Origin of the sequence: Brumimicrobium mesophilum (assembly GCF_003025005.1) — a bacterium.
Taxonomy (GTDB): domain Bacteria; phylum Bacteroidota; class Bacteroidia; order Flavobacteriales_D; family Crocinitomicaceae; genus Brumimicrobium; species Brumimicrobium mesophilum.
On the sequence record NZ_PVSS01000013.1, the window covers coordinates 1 to 17,249 of the forward strand.

Below are 17,249 nucleotides of genomic sequence, written 5' to 3' on the forward strand. Positions count from 1 at the left end.
AGGATGGAAAAATAATTAAAAAGATCCAATGGATGGTGTTCTTTGTAGCTGTTTTTAAGTACAAAATCGAAATCGTCTTTCTTTTGCTCTGGAATATGATACTTGTCTTTTCGTTGATGACCCGTTCTCACAATAACTACATTTATGGAAGGAATAACGATGATATATTGTCCTAAGATTCCCCTTGCATAGATTGCTGGATATTTCGGATGATCTACAATCCAGAAATGTAATCCATAAAATGGTGATTTCAAATTGAATGGTGAAGTAAGGGTTTTCAAGGTTTCCGCTGAAATCACCTGCTTTTCTCCCCATTTCCCATTATTTAGAATGAGCTGTCCAATTTTTGCATAATCACGTGTAGTGGCATAAGCACAACAAAAAGTTTTTTCTACACCTTTCTCATGGTCTAGACTCCATAACAAGTCATTTTCAGTTCCAATTTTTGACCAAATATGTTCATGAAAATATGCTGTTGCTGTTTTTCCTGTGGCACTTTCCAAAATGATTCCAAGCAATTGACTATTTCCACTGGCATATTTAAAATTTACTCCTGGAGCTTCAGTAAATTCCTCATTCTTCATAAAATCCGTGAGTTCGGAAGTATAATAAGCTTCTGCATTATTGGAAAGCGGATTACTTCCACTTTCAGACCAATCTAAACCGCTAGACATACCCAAGAGATGGCGAATAGTGATTCCTTCGTCTTGCGACAATTCGAAGGGCAGATAATCGCTTATTGGCGCGTCAAAATCATCTATTTCACCCTTATCAATTGCAATTCCAATTAACATTCCAATAAAACTTTTCGCCATGGAAAAAGAGTTAGATTTCATCGATTCAGAATGGTCTCCAAAATAAGATTCATGAATGATTTCTCCTTCTTTTACTATCAAGAATGAAGTTGTATTTATTTCATTAAGCGTATCAACAAATGCCGAGTTTAAAGGAATATTTGAAGATCTAACAATCCATTCTTCAGGTGCCTTAGAATGTTTGGCCACGCGAACAGGAAACAAAATAGAGTCATAGATTCCAGGACCAGAATTTCCTTTTAAATAGGTGGATTGAATTCCTTTATAGAGATAGGTTTTACCCGTTAAAAAAATCATTAAATTGACAAAAACAAGAAACAAAAACAAGAAGAGAAGAAGTCGTTTTACCGTTCTCCCAATACCTTTTTTATTTTTTGATGTATTTCGCATTAAAAAGTGAAGCTACGTGGTTTTGAAGCTTGGTTTTAACCTCATCCATATCCACTGGATGACCCAATTCCTTCGCAAGTGAAGTTACACTTTTATCTTCAATGCCGCAAGGAACGATGTAATTAAAATAATTGAGGTCAGTATTTACATTAAAACCAATTCCGTGCATAGTAACCCATCGCGAAGACTTTACGCCCATTGCGCAAATTTTGCGTTCATTGGATGTTCCACCATCTAGCCAAACTCCAGTGTAACCTTCCACCCTACCCGACTCAATTCCGTATTCTGCCAAAGTTAGGATCACGGCTTCTTCCAAAAAGCGCATGTATTTATGAATATCGGTAAAGAAATAAGATTCTAAATCGAAAATAGGATACATCACCAACTGTCCGGGACCATGATAAGTAATGTCACCTCCTCTATTGATTTTGTAATATGTAGCCTTAATTTCTTCTAAACGCTCATCAGAAAGCAATAAATGAGATTGATCACCACTTTTGCCTAAAGTATAGACATGTGGGTGCTCACAAAATAAAAGATGGTTTTTTGTTAACTCAGAAGATTCATTCCTACGGATCTTGATTTTAAGATCAACAATTGATTTAAAGATTTTCTCTTGGTAATCCCAAGCTTCTTTATAATCAATAGAACCCAAATCTTCCAGAATAACCTCGGCTGGCATAATTCAGTTTTTTTCTAAGGTACTTTTCAAATAATCGATTACTCTAACTTCAACAGCGTCTACTTCGTTCAATTCTGCTAAATATAAAGATGCCCAATCAATAATGTGTGTGAAATAGAATGCTTCTTCGATAACAGTTTTTCCTTTTCCTTCAATCATTAAAACACTTGCATTATTTTTAGTAATGATTTCAGTGGTCAATTCTGTCCTTTTAATATTTCTATCAGATAAATATTTAGAAACAAAGAAAACTGCCGCAAAACTATCGTTTCCTCCTGCCCAACCAACAAGTTCATTGTGGTTCATTTCAGGAATAACATGGTGCCAACACAATTGTTTACTGTTTTCATTGATTTGTTGACGTGCTCTAATTGCCACAAACTCCAATTCCGAATCTGTATAGAAAACACTATGTTTATTATAAAGATGTTGAGCTAACTTCTTGGCTTCATCTTTAATTGTAATTAATTCTTCATTTAATAAAAGGCGACATTTAGCAATAGAATCGATAGCATCTCCATTTATGATTCCCGCAACTGACAAAATATTAATCAATTGAACAGAAGAAAAAGCCAACATGCTACGAGGAGGATTCCCACCTGGTAATTTTACGCTTTCATAATTGTTTTCTTTACAAAATTGCAACATTTCACCACCAGAACTCACCCCAACAATTGTTGCTCCTTTATCTTTGGCTAACTTCACAGCAGTCATCGTTTCTTCTGTGTTACCAGAATAAGAGGAACCAATGACCAAAGTGTTTTCATTAACGAAAGCTGGAATTGCATAATTTTGGACCAAAACTATTGGCAGATTCGCTTGATCTGCAAATAACTGTAAAACCATTTTTCCACCAATACCAGAACCTCCCATTCCGCAGATAACTACGTTGCTAAAAGTTTTGTTTTTATAAAAGGAAAATTCGCAACGTGAAGCTATTTCAATAGCATCCGCAATTTGTTTTGGAAATTGAGCAACCAGTTTATCCATCAATACTCGTTATTTTGAATTAAAAGGCTAAATAGACTTTGCAAAAAAGTCTTCAGCGTTAATTTTCTGTAAAATAAACGAAAAAAAGAGGATTATAGATACTTGTGACGATATAAATTTTCGAAAATTGGTTTCGCAATGTTAACTTTAGGAAAATTCCGATTATAATAAAGGTAATTTATAGCGAATAAGTCAGCACGAATTGTATTTTTGTATGTCAAGATTATTGAAATTGATGGATTAAATTAAAATTTAGAACAGCACTAGGAGGTGTACAAAACAAAATGCCGAACACAAATAAAAAAATATTACTAATCGAAGATGAGCAAAGCTTAAGCAATGTGGTTGAATTAAACTTAAAGCTTGAAGGTTTCAATGTGGTTTGTATTTCGAATGGAAGAACAGCAATTGATCATGCACACACTGTAGGCGAATATGACTTGGTGATTCTAGATGTAATGTTACCAGAAGTAAGCGGTTGGGATATTTGCTCCATGTATAAAAGTGTGGCTGACACTCCGATTTTATTTGTTTCTGCCAAAGGAACTTCTTCAGATAAAATCAAAGGACTTCGTTTAGGAGCCGATGATTTTCTAGCCAAACCATTCGATTTGGAAGAACTACTTTTACGTGTTCAGGTTTTAATTTTAAGGCACCAAGGAAAAAATCCTAAAGACTTACAAACTGAATCAGAAAGCTTTGCAATTGGAGATTTCAATGTGAATTTACTCACTTACGAAGTTAAAAAGGACGAAGAAACTATCACAGAATTATCAAAAAGAGAAATTGAACTCCTCTATCTATTTGTTGACCATGCAGGAGAAGTTTTGTCCAGAGATTTTATTTTGGACCAACTCTGGGGAACTGACACCTATCCAACAACGAGGACTATTGATAATTATATTTTATCGTTTAGAAAATTGTTTGAAGTAGATGCGAAAAACCCTGAATTGTTTCATAGTATTCGTGGAGTTGGATATAAGTATACTGGGTGAGAATCACTTGGAAATTTATCAAGGTAGCTGCGGTGGAATTCTAAATTCCATTTGAAGCTCATTCATTTCTTCAGGATAAAATTCTAGCATTATTCTTCGATAACGTTCAGCCATAAACTCACGATTACCAAGTCCTGTTGTATTCAAATTAATTGTGTCTCTTTCTTTTGGATTTGTTAACACAAAAAAGGGACTGCTACTTTGTATTGAATCCTCAAAATCGGTCATCATTTTCTCCAAATTCAATGTATCTGATTTCATTTTATAAAAGACTTTTGTGAAATGAAGAGGTTCATCATACATAACACTTTTTTCTTTTAATTGAATGAAAACACTATCATTGAATTTCGTGATTTGTAATTGGTCATATTCACTCCATTGGCAGATGGACAGATTGACTTCGATATTTAAAGTGTCATAGTTTTCCATTTTCGATGTGAATTCAGAATAATGTTGAGAAACCCTAAATTCAGATTTTTTTGCTTGGGGTATTGTAGGTTGCCCACCTTGCTCACAGCCTAAAAATAAGCTTGTGAGAATTAAGATGTTTAACATGATGTTTCTCATATGTTTGTTAATCTCTTATTGTTAATTGTGCAATATGCACAATTCAATTTAAACTATAAAAAGTACCAGTCTCATTTAATTTTTATTTGGCGCATTTTTAATATCATTCATTCTAGCATAATTACTACATCCAAATCCTAAAGTAAAACCGAGAATATATCCAGGTTGTAAAAAAGTGACCATCCAATCTGAAAATATGATTCCGTCAATTGTCGCAGAGATACGGAGGAAGGATACTAGAAAAAAACGAATAAGATATACTCGTTTTGAGGCTTTTTATTCTTTTCTGACTCCTACATTTCTAAGTTATTGTTTCGTATATTTTATTCTAACCGCCTCTAAAATAGTATCTTTTCCAACAAATTTTAATATTTGAGTCTTGTCTTTTTCTAGCTTTTCAAAAAACAAGTTAAACTCTAACAATTCAAAAGAATATTTATAATTTTCATAGGGAAACATCTCATGTTTGGCTTGACCACTTTCTTGTAAAAATAGTTTTCCGTTCTCTTCAAAAACATTTAAAACAATGGATTCTTTTACTAAATATTTCCCGAGAATTTGTTGCCTTATTTTGTTTGGAACTTTAATGAGTTTTGTTTCCTCAGGCAAAGGAATGTCCTTATTGTGAAGGATAGCAACAAGGTCATCAGTGATCCTTATTTTGGGTGTATTGTCATCATTGGTGAGCAAACAAATAAACATTTCAGCATGAGGAATATAGGTAATTGCACCTATAAAACCGTTCATTCCTCCGTAATGTCCGAAGGCTACAATTCCGTCAAAATTTCTAATTCCCCAACCGTAACCATAATATTCTCCGCTTTCGAAGATTTGTTTTGACTTTTCACCTGAAATCAGTCTTCCTTGCAAGATGGCCTGAGTAAATTTCCATAAATCTTGCGTAGAAGAATACATGTTTCCAGAAGAAAAAGGTTGATCATAATTGATGTATTCGGCTTTTAGAGTTGCGTTTGGGTTTGTGGTATATCCACTTGCTAAATTCATTACAACATCTTTATTGTTGATTATTCCAGTGTTTTTTAGGTCTAAAGGAATAAGTATTTTCTTTTGGATAAAATCTGCAAAAGCTTCCCCACTCGCCTCTTCGATGATTAAACCCAACAAAATGTAACCTACATTTGAATACCTAAAGCTTTTTCCGGGTTGAAACAGCAATGGCTGGGTGCTCATTTCGTTGATTGTTTTTTGAGGCGTTGTTAAATCGGATTTGCTATCTGCTTTCCAGTTGGGTAAAATTTTATAATCGGAAATCCCTGAAGTATGGGTGAGTAAATGCTCAATTGTAATGTCATCAGCAGCTTGAAATTTCGGGAAATATTTCGACAATTTATCGCTCAATTTGAGTTTTCCTTCCTTTTCTAAAATCAAAATACCTAAAGCAGTAAAAGGTTTAGTTATTGAACCAATTAGAAATTTAGTCGTCTCCTCATTTTTAATGTTGTTTTCTCTATTGGCCAGTCCAAAGGAATTAGAATAAAGCACATTTTCTCCTTTAGCGATAAACAGATTACCATTAAATTTTCCATTCTCAACGTGCTTATTGATGTATTGTTCAATGTTAGTAACTTGAGTTTCATCAGCCTTATTTTGACACAAAGCGTAAGAGCAGATTGTGATTGTAAAAATTGTAAATAGTGTTTTCATATCTATCTCAAATATAATCGTTTTTTAGGCTAATTATTCTTTTCCTGCTTTTATCATTGAGAGAAATCCAAATATATTTGAAGATAAGGTTATAAGTTTTATTAAGAACAGCTGTGAATGTTGTTTGCGCTGTAATGGCACGCGGTCCCGAAAACTTTCGTGAACACAGATGCATCGTCAAGCTCTGCAACGCGGATAAGCGCGGATTTTCACCTCTGGTGAATGCGGATTTAAGCAGATTTCTTGTGATTGATAATAAAAAATATAAATGTAGATAAGGTTATGAGTTTTATTAAGGGTCGCTGTGAATGTTGGTTGCGCTGTAATGGCACGCGGTCCCGAAAACTTTCGGGAACACAGATACATCGACAAGCTCTGCAACGCGGATTATCGCGGATTTTCACCTCTGGTGAATGCGGATTTAAGCAGATTTCTTGTGATTGATGATAGAAAATATAAATGTAGATAAGGTTATGAGTTTTATTAAGGGTCGCTGTGAATGTTGGTTGCGCTGTAATGGCACGCGGTCCCGAAAAATTTCGGGAACACAGATACATCGACAAGCTCTGCAACGCGGATAAACGCGGATTTTCACCTCTGGTGAATGCGGATTTAAGCAGATTTCTTGTGGTTGATGATAAAAAATATAATTGCAGATAAGGTTATGAGTGTAATAATTTGACCTATCATGGCTGCCCAGTTTCCACCACCAAATCCCAAAGCAAAACCGAGAATATATCCAGGTCGTAAAAAGGTGATCATCCAATCTGAAAACAGGATTCCGGCATCCGTTATGATGTCAAACAACACAAGTGTGGATGGAACCCAATAAATTAGGGCTAAAAGTATGGACAGGGCAATTCGTTTAAGCATTTAGAAGCATCTTTAAAAATGAAGTACGTCTTTAAACTTGGCTTCTTTGATCTGTTGAATGATTTCTTCTCCTTCTACTATGGTAGAACAAGGAATAATTATTTTGTTTGGCGCATTTTTAATATCATTCATTACAGCCCAATTACCAGCCATCATCTTTTGAATTTTTAATGTCCCTATTATTTTGGGTCTTACAAATCTCATGTTGGTTTTTTTTGGGGGTTAGTGGGTGGTTTTGGTTTAAATCTTCAAATCAAAGCTAAGAAATATTTTGAGGTTTCTGTCGGATTGATGAAAAGGGAGGGTTTTGGGAGAGTTAGTGGTTTGGGAAGAAATTATAATATCTCAATTTAAGAATGATTTACTATAAAATAAACTAAGTGACAAGTAAGTTTTCAAAACCTTCATGATTAACAATTGCAACTTGTAATAAGGACTTCCAATGATTATGACCATACAAAGCTCGCATTTCGTCAGATGATTTTTTGACAGTTTTCCGGTATTCCTCTATTCCTATCATTGGAATGATTGCATTTGCAGAAGAAACAAGAGAGTCAATAACTTCATGAGAGGACTCTTTAAATCTTTGGAAAAGATTTAATTTAGTGTAATGAGATAGAGTTAATCTATAAAATTCAGACGGTATTGCTGTTTTGTCAATTGAAAATTCAGGAATTGGATAAGAATTGAAATTTATTTTTAAAAATTCAATGTCTGGCAGAGTATCGTAATATAGGTTGTAAAATAATCTACGATCCTTTTCAAGCCAACGCTTACCTTTTGTTTGGTTACAAGATAAGCAGCATGGAAATAAGTTAAATGGGTTAACGGAAAACTCTGGGAATTCCTCCTTGGGAACAATATGATCAAAGGACCCAATAGGATCTATTGAACACATTTGACATGTATTGAATTTTCGATTATTTATGGTTGTTAGAAGTATGTGTAAATCTTGAATTGGTTTAGTATCATACCTATAGAGAGATAAGAGATCTTTTTTTTCTTGGGAGCTAAAATCACTCTTCGGTATTAATTCAAAACTACCTTCAGAAATTAACCTAGTGTATTCTTGATATGATAGATCAATTCTTGGTGATAGTGTATCGAGACGACTTTTGTAAGCAGGATCATTGGCTTTAAACTGTTTCCTTTTTACCTGATTAAGATGAAATTCAAAACAATTCTCACTATATGCATTAATATTCCTCATGATTAATCTTGGAATAGGCTTCTAATAAAAAGGCGTAAATTTAGACTTACTGGAATGTCCTCACTTTTTATAGAATTAATAATATGATTTAAAGATTTACCTTTTCGTTTTAAAGATTTTATTAATGATTGGTAATGTTTAGGAATTTCACTTGTACCAAAAATTTCTTCTGTAATATCTGAAAGATTTGCACCAAAAGATTCTAAACCAATTTTTCTAATCGATAAGTTATCTTCAAATCGATCAAAAATATAAACATTTCTCGAAAAAAGCTCACGGATAATTATAGGAGAGTGAGTAGTAATAATACAGAAGGATTGAAACCTTGTAACTAAACTATAAATAGTATTCATTATTTGAGCAATTGCGTTTGGATGAAGATGAGTTTCAGGCTCATCAAAGAGAAGCAAAGAGTCATAACGTATATGAGCAATAATATTGGTAAACCCTTCTAATAACACGCGTTGGCCAGAGCTAAGTTCTTTCCTTATTAAGTTTAGTTTTTGAATATTTACAACTGGTTTCTCAAAATCAATTTCAGTGAATATTTCATTTATATAATTAGAGGGTAGAAAATCCGAAAGTACTTTCTTCCAATCTTCAACTCTATCCAATTCTTGAATTCGTTTACGAGACTTACCAAACTTTATCGAACGCCCATGATCATCGCTTAAATTACCTTGATCATCTCTTAGATTGAACGAAATATGTTCAATATGCTCGCTTGGCTTATATGGTTTATAATTATCAAAAGGACTGTAAGAAAGTGATATTATTTTAGAAAAAAGAGGAGTAGGGCCTTCAAAGTATGAATTGTCATCCTTTATAAGATTATTTGCTAACTGAGAAACAAACTGTGTTTTACCTACGCCATTTTTCCCAATTATAGCAAATATTCTATTTGGAATTTCTGAAATATTTTCAAAATTTAATTTAATGGGTATACTGTTACCTGAATTAATAAAATTTGGAGTAAATAAATAAGTGAATTTATACATGTCAGCTCGCGATCTGCCGTTTATTTCATGTCTTACTTCTCTTAATGTCCTCTCAGCTATGTTGTTTCTTATTAAGGAGTTTTTGAAATAGTATTTTTTTTCAAAAGCATCTTCAATTTCTGTGAAAAAAGCACAATCGCGCAAGGCGAAAAGAATTGATCTAAATTTTTGTTTAAATTTATCCTTTAGTTTATTATAATAATCTAAATCTTGGCCAAGACTACAATATGACTCATCTAATTCACTAAAGGATACAGGTAATATTGTATGAAAGTTTGGATAGTCTTTATTTGATTTAGAGTAGTTGTCTATGTTATTTGTGATTATTTTTACTACACCAAAACGTTCAATATTTCCCTCGGAATCTTTGTATATTAAGTCAAATATTGATTGCAAGTTGTAATCATTCCAAGTGTATCTAGAGGAGTCTAAAATGAATATATCCTTCTTTTCGGTCATAAAATCCTTTATTGACCCTTCTACTGTTTTAGTGTAAAAGGTGATTTTATTTTGAATTACCCCTGCTGGGTATTTAACCCCTGCTGGATATTTATTAGTAGGATTATAATTTAATAACTCAAAAATAGGCAAATCATCTTCGTTAAAGTCAGACATTTCTATAGAGAGGTCTTGCTTGTTTAGGAACTCATTTAGTTCGTCAACCAAATCTAATCTTTCCTGTTCAGATGCTTGAAAATTGGGTTCTAATATATATTCAATTAATTTAAATAGATAATCTTCTTTTAAAATATCAAACCTTGTAAGAAAAGTATATTCTAGGTCCCAATCATTATTATTGACTAAATGTTGCCTTGAATCTTCGTAAGCATTATTGAATCTTGGATCTTCTGATGGCAGAATTTTAGTATTAAAAACATAATCTAATAATTTAATAATGTTTTCTTGTTCCGCACCATATAAAACAGAGGGTTTAGCTATTAATAGATTTATTAATTCAAGCTTCTTTACTTTATTTAACTTCATTCAGATTTAATTTCTATAATTATTCCTCCTCACCATTAATCGTCTCCATAATCTCTTTAAAGCTATTCAAGCCAGCTTCGATGTTTTCAATTGTTTACGCTAAATAATAGAGTGCTTCATTAAAGTCTTTTGATTTTTTGAATATCAGAATATTACGTCCCATGGTATTTATGCAACATACAGTTGCACTTTTTCAAAATTATTAAAACCTTTCATATTTGGAAATTCAGCATCATATTTATTGCTTATATTCATTTATTGGTTTTAATTATCGCTAACGCTTGAATTTAGCCCTCTTTTATTGCCTTACATCAAATATATCATTAATTTCTGTTCTTTCAGTCCAAATCCCGCATTAGGGATAGCAGCGGCATCCTTTTTATTACCACAAGTTTTTACTTGCGGTAATAAAACGATACAGCGGAAAGCCCGACCCAGATTTTTTTTGGAGTTTACGGAAAAGAAGATCTGGGGAATGCCCAAATCCCCCAATTCCAACCCCCACCACTCCCCCATTTCCCAAATCCATCCCAACAATCTACTCCCAAATTAAAATTAACCCTATTTTTGTCGGTATAATTAAGAAACATGACCAAAGCAAAGCAACTTCGATATGACAAAGCCTATTTACGAATGGCTAAAGAATGGGCACAGCTCTCGCATTGCAACCGTAAACAAGTAGGTGCTTTAATTGTTAGAGATGATATGATTATCTCTGATGGGTACAATGGTACTCCGTCTGGCTTTGACAATTGCTGTGAGGATGAAAATGAGAAAACGCATTGGTATGTTTTGCATGCTGAAGCGAACGCCATTTTAAAAGTTGCGAAATCGACCAATAATGCGAAAGGGGCAACGTTATATTTAACGATGTCGCCATGCAAGGATTGCAGTAAACTCGTTTTACAAGCAGGAATAATACGTGTCGTTTACATTGATCATTACAAAGATGATTCTGGTGTACATTTTTTAAGAACAGCTGGAATTAACATTGAACAAATAACAAATATCGAGAATGAATAGCTCAAACAAAGCATTATATCCATTAATTGGAAGTTTATTGATTGTAGTAGGAATATTTTTAGGAATGTTCTTAACGAAAGGAAAAACTTCTTATTCGACTTCTTCTGCTGAAGGAAAATATGAACAAAAACTAGCGGATATTATTCAAGTTTTGGACAGAGAATATGTGGATTCCATTGACAAAAAAATACTGTTCGAAAAAACGATTACTGATTTATTACACGGATTAGATCCACATTCAAATTACATCGCAGCCGAAGACTTAGCTGCAATGAGTGAAAGTATTCAAGGGAAATTTGGTGGTGTTGGAATTCGATTTACAATTTATGACGATACGTTGAGCGTGGTGAATGTGATTGACCAATCGCCTGCTTTTAAAGTTGGAATTCGAAAATTTGATCAGATTATCAACGTAGATGGCGAAGATATTGCCAATGTTGGTTTGTCGAATGAACATGTGAGAGAATTATTGAAAGGTCAAGAAGGAACTCCAGTGAATGTGACGATTTTAAGAAATGGCGAAGAATTAAAGAAGAAAGTTATTCGTGGAGCTGTTCCAATTGAATCGATTAACGCTTATTATATGTTAACAGATGAAATAGGATATATTCGTTTGGGGCAATTCAGCATGTTATCTGCCAATGAATTTTATGCTGCGGCCTACAGTTTGCAAAGCAAAGGAATGAAAAAACTGGTTTTCGACTTGCGCTATAATGGTGGTGGAGTTTTAGGAAGTGCAGTTTCAATTTTGGATGCCATTCTTGAAAAAGGAACGCCTATCGTTTCAACAAAAGGAAAAAACAATCCTGAAAGAGTGCTGTATTCTGAAAGTAAACCGTTTTTAGGAGCAGTTGATATGGCTGTTTTAATCAACAGCAGTTCGGCTTCTGCGAGTGAAATCGTGGCGGGTGCGATTCAAGACAATGACAGAGGAATTGTGATTGGTCGTCGTTCATTCGGAAAAGGATTGGTGCAACAGGATATTCAATTGAAAGACGGAAGTAATCTACGATTGACCGTTTCACGCTACTACACTCCAACTGGAAGAAGTATTCAAAAGCCGTACATGGAGAATTACGAAGACTACATGATGGATGAATACAACCGTTATGAAAATGGGGAATTGTATGAATTGGACAGTAGTTTATTCGCTGATTCATTGAAATACACCACTCCAAAAGGAAAAACTGTTTATGGTGGTGGTGGAATTATGCCAGATATTTTTGTTGCCTTAGACACCACAGGAAGTTCTACTTATTACAGAAGATTACAATATGCGAATGTTTTTAATGAGTTTTCATATCAATTTGCTCGTTTTCATGACATGAATAAATATGGAAATGTTCAAGCCTTTGACCGTGAATTTACTGTTTCTGAGAAGGTTTTGAATGACTTTAAAAAGTACGCTGCTGAGAAGCATGATATTACTTTTAATGAGAAGGAGTTTAATCAATCTTCTGAACGTATAAAGACAAGTATAAAGGCTGAAATTGCACGTCAGAAATGGCTGGAATTGGGAGCGTATTATATTTTCAACAAGACGGATAAGGAAATCAATAAAGCTATTGAGGTATTGCAGTAGGGACGGATTGCAATTCGTCTATACATGCATCTTTTCTCACGTTGACTGAGCCTGTCGAAGGCAACGTCCGTTATAGAAAATTTAAGGTGTCCTAAATTAGATAATCAAAACCCCATTTATTCATACCCCCAATTCTTAATAGACCTTAGCGTTTATCGGTGAACTATGGTTCATTTTTAATCTGAAAAATATTCTTTTGGTTGAACCTCCAATAAAAACGGTAGTTTCAAAAAACCTTGTCGAAAAAAAAGCAAAATCCACCCATATATATATTGCTAATTTGATATATTTATGCTAAATTACTATATATCATGAAATATTGTCCTCAATGTCAGTCCAAAAACGTAGTTAAAAGTGGTGTTATTAATGAAAAACAGCGTTATAAATGCAAGGATTGTGGATACCATTTCACGGTAAATAAAACGGGGAAACAGATCGACATGTACTATGTCACAAAAGCGCTACAACTCTACCTTGAAGGGCTAACCTATAGAGAAATCGAGAGGATTATTGGCGTTTCTCATGTAAGTGTAATGAATTGGGTAAAAAAATACAACATTAACAAAGTCAAAGACTTAAATTACCATCCGACCTATAAAATTCTAAGCCAAAGTGAATTACCTAAATACTTCACTGATCCAAACAACACAAAAGGAGCTGGTGTTATCGTTACAGAGTTAGGTGATAAATACATGGTTATTAAATGGGAGAGATTTAAATAATCCACTGATATTAAACAGTTCAGGAAATAATTTATATATACTATTTACCATATATATATATTAACATTTATTTTCTTTCAAATTATTTTCAAGTTCGTAGGGTTGATATGAGAAAATATCGACACTACAAACACTCGAAAATGAAAAAACTTACATTCTTATCTATTTTATCCATCTTGTTAGTTTTTAACGTACAAGGACAAGGAAATCCAAACTACGACGGAGGATTTAAAATTAAATTCGATGATGAAGGTCAGAAATACATTCGCTTTTTAGCATGGACCCAGTTTCAGGCGGTCATGGATGATGCTCCAGCACCAACAGAAAGTCTGATCAACATGAAATTACGTAGAGCAAGGTTTTTGGCCTATGGTCAGTTACTTGATAACTTTCTTGTTGTAACCCATTTTGGTTTAAACAGTTTAGACGCAAATAACATGTCTCCAACTGGGCAATCAGCAGGAGCACAACTTTTTATGCATGACGCTTGGGTGCAGTACAGTGTGCATAAAAACCATGTTATTGGTGGTGGTTTACATTATTGGAACGGGTTGTCGCGATTAAACGCTCAAAGTACATTGAACATGATGACTTTGGACAATTACCGTCCAGGTTGGTCAACTTTAGGATTATCAGATCAATTTGCTCGACACCTTGGTTTCTTTATGAAAGGAAGTTTTGGTAAATTTCAATATCAAGTATCGATAAATGAAGCCATCACAAATACTTTAGATGAAAGAGACATTTTAAGTAATGAAACGATTTATCAAGGAAGAAAACTACTCGGTTCTAGAGATGCCGGAAAAACTTACGGGGGATATTTTGTATACAATCTTTTGGACACAGAATCCAACTTTTTACCCTATAAAACAGGAACCTATAACGGGGGCAAAAAATTATTGAATATTGGAGCTGGTTTTTTCTTACATCCAAACGGTGTTGTTCGCTTAGATAACAATTTAAATATCCAATCAGAAGATGTACAACATTTTGCAATTGATGTTTTCTATGATCATCCCCTTGGAGAAAATGGAGCTGCACTTACTGCATATGCCTTAGCACAACATAACGATTATGGAACAGACTTTAATTTTGGTCCTTACTCAACAGGGATGATGTATTATGGTCATGTTGGCTATTTAATTCCTGGTGATATAAAAGGAGCAAAATTTCAACCTTATATTTCATACGGAAATCATGATTTAGACTTTAATTCTTTAAGCAAAACAAACATTGGTGGAGGATTCAACCTATTCTTTAATGGACACAATGCAAAAATCACGGTTGGCTATCAAAACGAAACATTCATGAACTCAACTGATCACCAACTTACTCTACAAACCATGCTTTATTTATAAACTAATAATAACAAGAACTTATGAAAAACAAAGATGAAAATGCAAAAGCTTACTGGCGCGAAAACGTACGCTACTTAGTCATACTGTTGTCTATTTGGTTTTTAGTCTCTTATGGCGCTGGAATCATGTTTAAGGATGCTTTAAACACAATAAAAATTGGAGGTTTTAAACTCGGATTCTGGTTTGCGCAACAAGGCTCTATTTTGGTATTCGTCGTACTCATTTTCGTGTACGTTCGCCTGATGAATAAGCTAGATAAGAAATATGGTTATGACGAAGATTAAAAAATAGAAATTATGGACGGACAATTATTAACATATTTATTTGTAGGGATTTCTTTTGCCCTATATATTGGAATCGCAATCTGGTCTCGCGCCGGATCAACAAAAGAATTTTACGTTGCCGGAGGTGGAGTTGGACCCATTGCCAATGGAATGGCAACCGCAGCTGACTGGATGTCGGCAGCTTCATTTATCTCCATGGCTGGAATCATTTCCTTTATGGGATATGATGGTTCAGTTTTCCTTATGGGATGGACAGGTGGATACGTTTTATTAGCGTTATTACTCGCGCCTTACCTAAGAAAATTTGGAAAATTCACAGTTCCAGATTTTATTGGTGACAGATATTATAGCAACACCGCTAGATCAGTTGCAGTTTTTTGTGCATTAATCATCTCATTTACTTATGTGGCAGGACAAATGCGTGGAGTTGGAGTTGTATTTTCTCGTTTTTTAGAGGTCGAAATTGACACTGGAGTATACATTGGAATGATTATCGTTTTGTTTTATGCTGTATTGGGAGGAATGAAAGGAATAACCTATACGCAAGTTGCACAGTATTGTGTTTTGATCTTCGCATTTATGGTTCCTGCAATATTTATTTCAATTCAAATGACAGGAAATCCTATTCCAATGTTTGGTATGGGAGACACAATGGCCTCCAATCCAGAGGTAAATTTACTTGATCGATTAGATGGTTTAAATGCCGAGTTAGGTTTCGACAAATACACAGAAGGTTCTAAAAGCATGATTGATGTGATTGCAATTACATTAGCATTAATGGTTGGAACAGCTGGACTTCCTCACGTTATTGTTCGCTTTTTCACAGTAAAACGTGTTAAAGACGCACGTAAATCTGCAGGTTATGCATTATTATTTATCGCAATTCTTTATGTTACAGCACCAGCCGTAGCAGTTTTCTCTCGTGTAAACCTAATTGAGACCGTAAGTGAAACAGATTACAAAGAAATGCCTGCTTGGTTTACCAATTGGGAAGACCTAGGATTAATAGGTTGGACAGATAAAAATGCAGATGGTAAAATTCAATATTTAGGTGATGGCCCAGCCATGGAAGGCGATGGAAACAAACCTGCATTTGATGGCGTTTCAAAAGGAGTGAATGGTGAACGTGTAATCGTTAACCCATCCAACTCTGTAAATGAATTATATGTCGATCAAGACATTATGGTAATGGCCAATCCAGAAATTGCAGACTTACCGAATTGGGTAATTGCACTTGTAGCCGCAGGATGTTTGGCAGCAGCACTTTCAACAGCTGCAGGATTACTTTTGGTTATCTCTTCTTCGGTTTCTCATGATTTAATTAAGAAAATGATTAAGCCAGACATCTCTGAAAAAGGAGAGTTAATTGCAGCAAGACTTGCTGCGGTTGGTGCAGTTGTTATTGCGGGATATTTCGGAATTAATCCTCCCGGCTTCGTAGCTGCGGTTGTGGCTTTGGCTTTTGGTTTAGCAGCAGCGTCATTTTTCCCAGCAATTGTTCTTGGAATATTCCATAAACGAATGAACAAAGAAGGGGCAATCGCGGGAATGGTTGTAGGTATGGGATTAATGCTATTCTACATGTTAAAATTCAAATTTCATTTATTTGGAGGTGGAACGAGTGAAGATTGGTGGTTTGGTGTTTCTCCAGAAGGTTTTGGAGCGGTAGCCATGTTCTTTAATTTCCTAGTTTCATTAGTGATCAGTAGGTTTACTCCTGCTCCACCACTTGAGGTTCAAGAAATTGTAGAAAATATCAGGATTCCTAGTGGTGCTGGTGAGGCAACACACTAAATAATAAGCGTTGTTTTATTCATAATTACGAATAAAACAACGCTTTTTTTCTTACTTTAGAAAAAGTCTTTTTTAAGATGAAAAAACGACATCAACAGAAATTTATAGCATGGACTGCCTTTGGAGCTTTGATTTTAAATCCTCCAATTATTATGGCATTAAATGAAAAGTTTGTGTTGTGGGGTGTGCCTTCATTTTATGTCTTCATTTTCTTTATTTGGATTTTAACAATTGCACTGAATTATTTATGGATAAAGAAACACGGTGAGTAGTTTAGAGTTAATATTAATCATATTTGGATACCTGAGCATTCTGTT

17 protein-coding genes are annotated in these 17,249 nt (G+C 34.3%); 8 read left to right on the top strand and 9 right to left on the bottom strand.

Annotation, left to right across the window (positions count from 1 at the left end; translation table 11 throughout):
• The 3 genes from C6368_RS13215 to C6368_RS13225 all read right to left on the bottom strand — a co-directional run.
• A partial coding sequence (locus C6368_RS13215; protein ID WP_159038598.1) for a serine hydrolase domain-containing protein occupies positions 1-1,112 on the bottom strand: 1,112 nt, incomplete at its 3' end.
• Between the two features lie 70 nt (positions 1,113-1,182).
• Positions 1,183-1,887: a lipoyl(octanoyl) transferase LipB gene (lipB, locus tag C6368_RS13220; RefSeq protein WP_107039697.1), complete on the bottom strand. Its 705-nt coding sequence runs from the start codon at positions 1,885-1,887 to the stop codon at positions 1,183-1,185.
• A 3-nt stretch (positions 1,888-1,890) separates the two neighbouring features.
• Positions 1,891-2,877 carry a bifunctional phosphoglucose/phosphomannose isomerase gene (locus C6368_RS13225; RefSeq protein WP_107039698.1) on the bottom strand — a complete coding sequence of 329 codons (987 nt, stop codon included), beginning with the start codon at positions 2,875-2,877 and terminating at the stop codon, positions 1,891-1,893.
• 284 nt (positions 2,878-3,161) lie between these two features.
• Here C6368_RS13225 and C6368_RS13230 point away from each other — a divergent pair, with 284 nt between their 5' ends.
• Complete coding sequence (locus tag C6368_RS13230) at positions 3,162-3,872, top strand: response regulator transcription factor (RefSeq protein ID WP_107039699.1); 711 nt, start codon at positions 3,162-3,164, stop codon at positions 3,870-3,872.
• A gap of 18 nt (positions 3,873-3,890) precedes the next feature.
• On the opposite strand, the gene C6368_RS13235 is transcribed toward C6368_RS13230, so the two are convergent.
• The 6 genes from C6368_RS13235 to C6368_RS13260 all read right to left on the bottom strand — a co-directional run bounded on the left by C6368_RS13235 (position 3,891) and on the right by C6368_RS13260 (position 10,169).
• Positions 3,891-4,427, bottom strand: coding sequence for a hypothetical protein (locus C6368_RS13235; RefSeq protein ID WP_159038599.1), 537 nt, complete (start codon positions 4,425-4,427; stop codon positions 3,891-3,893).
• 318 nt (positions 4,428-4,745) lie between these two features.
• Positions 4,746-6,104 carry a serine hydrolase domain-containing protein gene (locus C6368_RS13240; RefSeq protein WP_107039701.1) on the bottom strand — a complete coding sequence of 453 codons (1,359 nt, stop codon included), beginning with the start codon at positions 6,102-6,104 and terminating at the stop codon, positions 4,746-4,748.
• Between the two features lie 612 nt (positions 6,105-6,716).
• Positions 6,717-6,977 carry a hypothetical protein gene (locus C6368_RS13245; RefSeq protein ID WP_107039702.1) on the bottom strand — a complete coding sequence of 87 codons (261 nt, stop codon included), beginning with the start codon at positions 6,975-6,977 and terminating at the stop codon, positions 6,717-6,719.
• 12 nt (positions 6,978-6,989) lie between these two features.
• Positions 6,990-7,181: a hypothetical protein gene (locus C6368_RS13250; RefSeq protein ID WP_107039703.1), complete on the bottom strand. Its 192-nt coding sequence runs from the start codon at positions 7,179-7,181 to the stop codon at positions 6,990-6,992.
• Positions 7,182-7,353: 172 nt separating this feature from the next.
• Entirely contained in the window at positions 7,354-8,187 is an 834-nt protein-coding gene (locus C6368_RS13255) for an HNH endonuclease (protein ID WP_107039704.1), read from the bottom strand.
• Between the two features lie 2 nt (positions 8,188-8,189).
• Positions 8,190-10,169 (bottom strand): AbiJ-related protein, encoded by a 1,980-nt coding sequence (locus tag C6368_RS13260; protein ID WP_107039705.1) that lies wholly within the window; start codon positions 10,167-10,169, stop codon positions 8,190-8,192.
• Positions 10,170-10,757: 588 nt separating this feature from the next.
• Here C6368_RS13260 and C6368_RS13270 point away from each other — a divergent pair.
• The 7 genes from C6368_RS13270 (at position 10,758) to C6368_RS13300 (ending at position 17,204) form a co-directional block, all read left to right on the top strand.
• Entirely contained in the window at positions 10,758-11,192 is a 435-nt protein-coding gene (locus C6368_RS13270; protein ID WP_107039707.1) for a deoxycytidylate deaminase, read from the top strand.
• Positions 11,185-12,774, top strand: coding sequence for a S41 family peptidase (locus C6368_RS13275; protein WP_107039708.1), 1,590 nt, complete (start codon positions 11,185-11,187; stop codon positions 12,772-12,774). Before C6368_RS13270 ends, C6368_RS13275 begins: the two co-directional genes overlap by 8 nt.
• 311 nt (positions 12,775-13,085) lie before the next feature.
• A complete protein-coding gene (locus C6368_RS13280) occupies positions 13,086-13,496 on the top strand; it encodes an IS1/IS1595 family N-terminal zinc-binding domain-containing protein (protein ID WP_107039709.1) in 411 nt (136 codons plus the stop codon).
• 140 nt (positions 13,497-13,636) lie between these two features.
• Positions 13,637-14,854, top strand: a complete 1,218-nt coding sequence (locus C6368_RS13285; RefSeq protein WP_107039795.1) for a hypothetical protein — start codon at positions 13,637-13,639, stop codon at positions 14,852-14,854.
• 20 nt (positions 14,855-14,874) lie between these two features.
• Positions 14,875-15,138 carry a DUF4212 domain-containing protein gene (locus C6368_RS13290; protein ID WP_107039710.1) on the top strand — a complete coding sequence of 88 codons (264 nt, stop codon included), beginning with the start codon at positions 14,875-14,877 and terminating at the stop codon, positions 15,136-15,138.
• 12 nt (positions 15,139-15,150) lie between these two features.
• Positions 15,151-16,932, top strand: a complete 1,782-nt coding sequence (locus C6368_RS13295) for a sodium:solute symporter family protein (RefSeq protein WP_107039711.1) — start codon at positions 15,151-15,153, stop codon at positions 16,930-16,932.
• 77 nt (positions 16,933-17,009) lie between these two features.
• Positions 17,010-17,204: a hypothetical protein gene (locus tag C6368_RS13300; RefSeq protein ID WP_107039712.1), complete on the top strand. Its 195-nt coding sequence runs from the start codon at positions 17,010-17,012 to the stop codon at positions 17,202-17,204.
• Positions 17,205-17,249 lie beyond the last annotated feature (45 nt).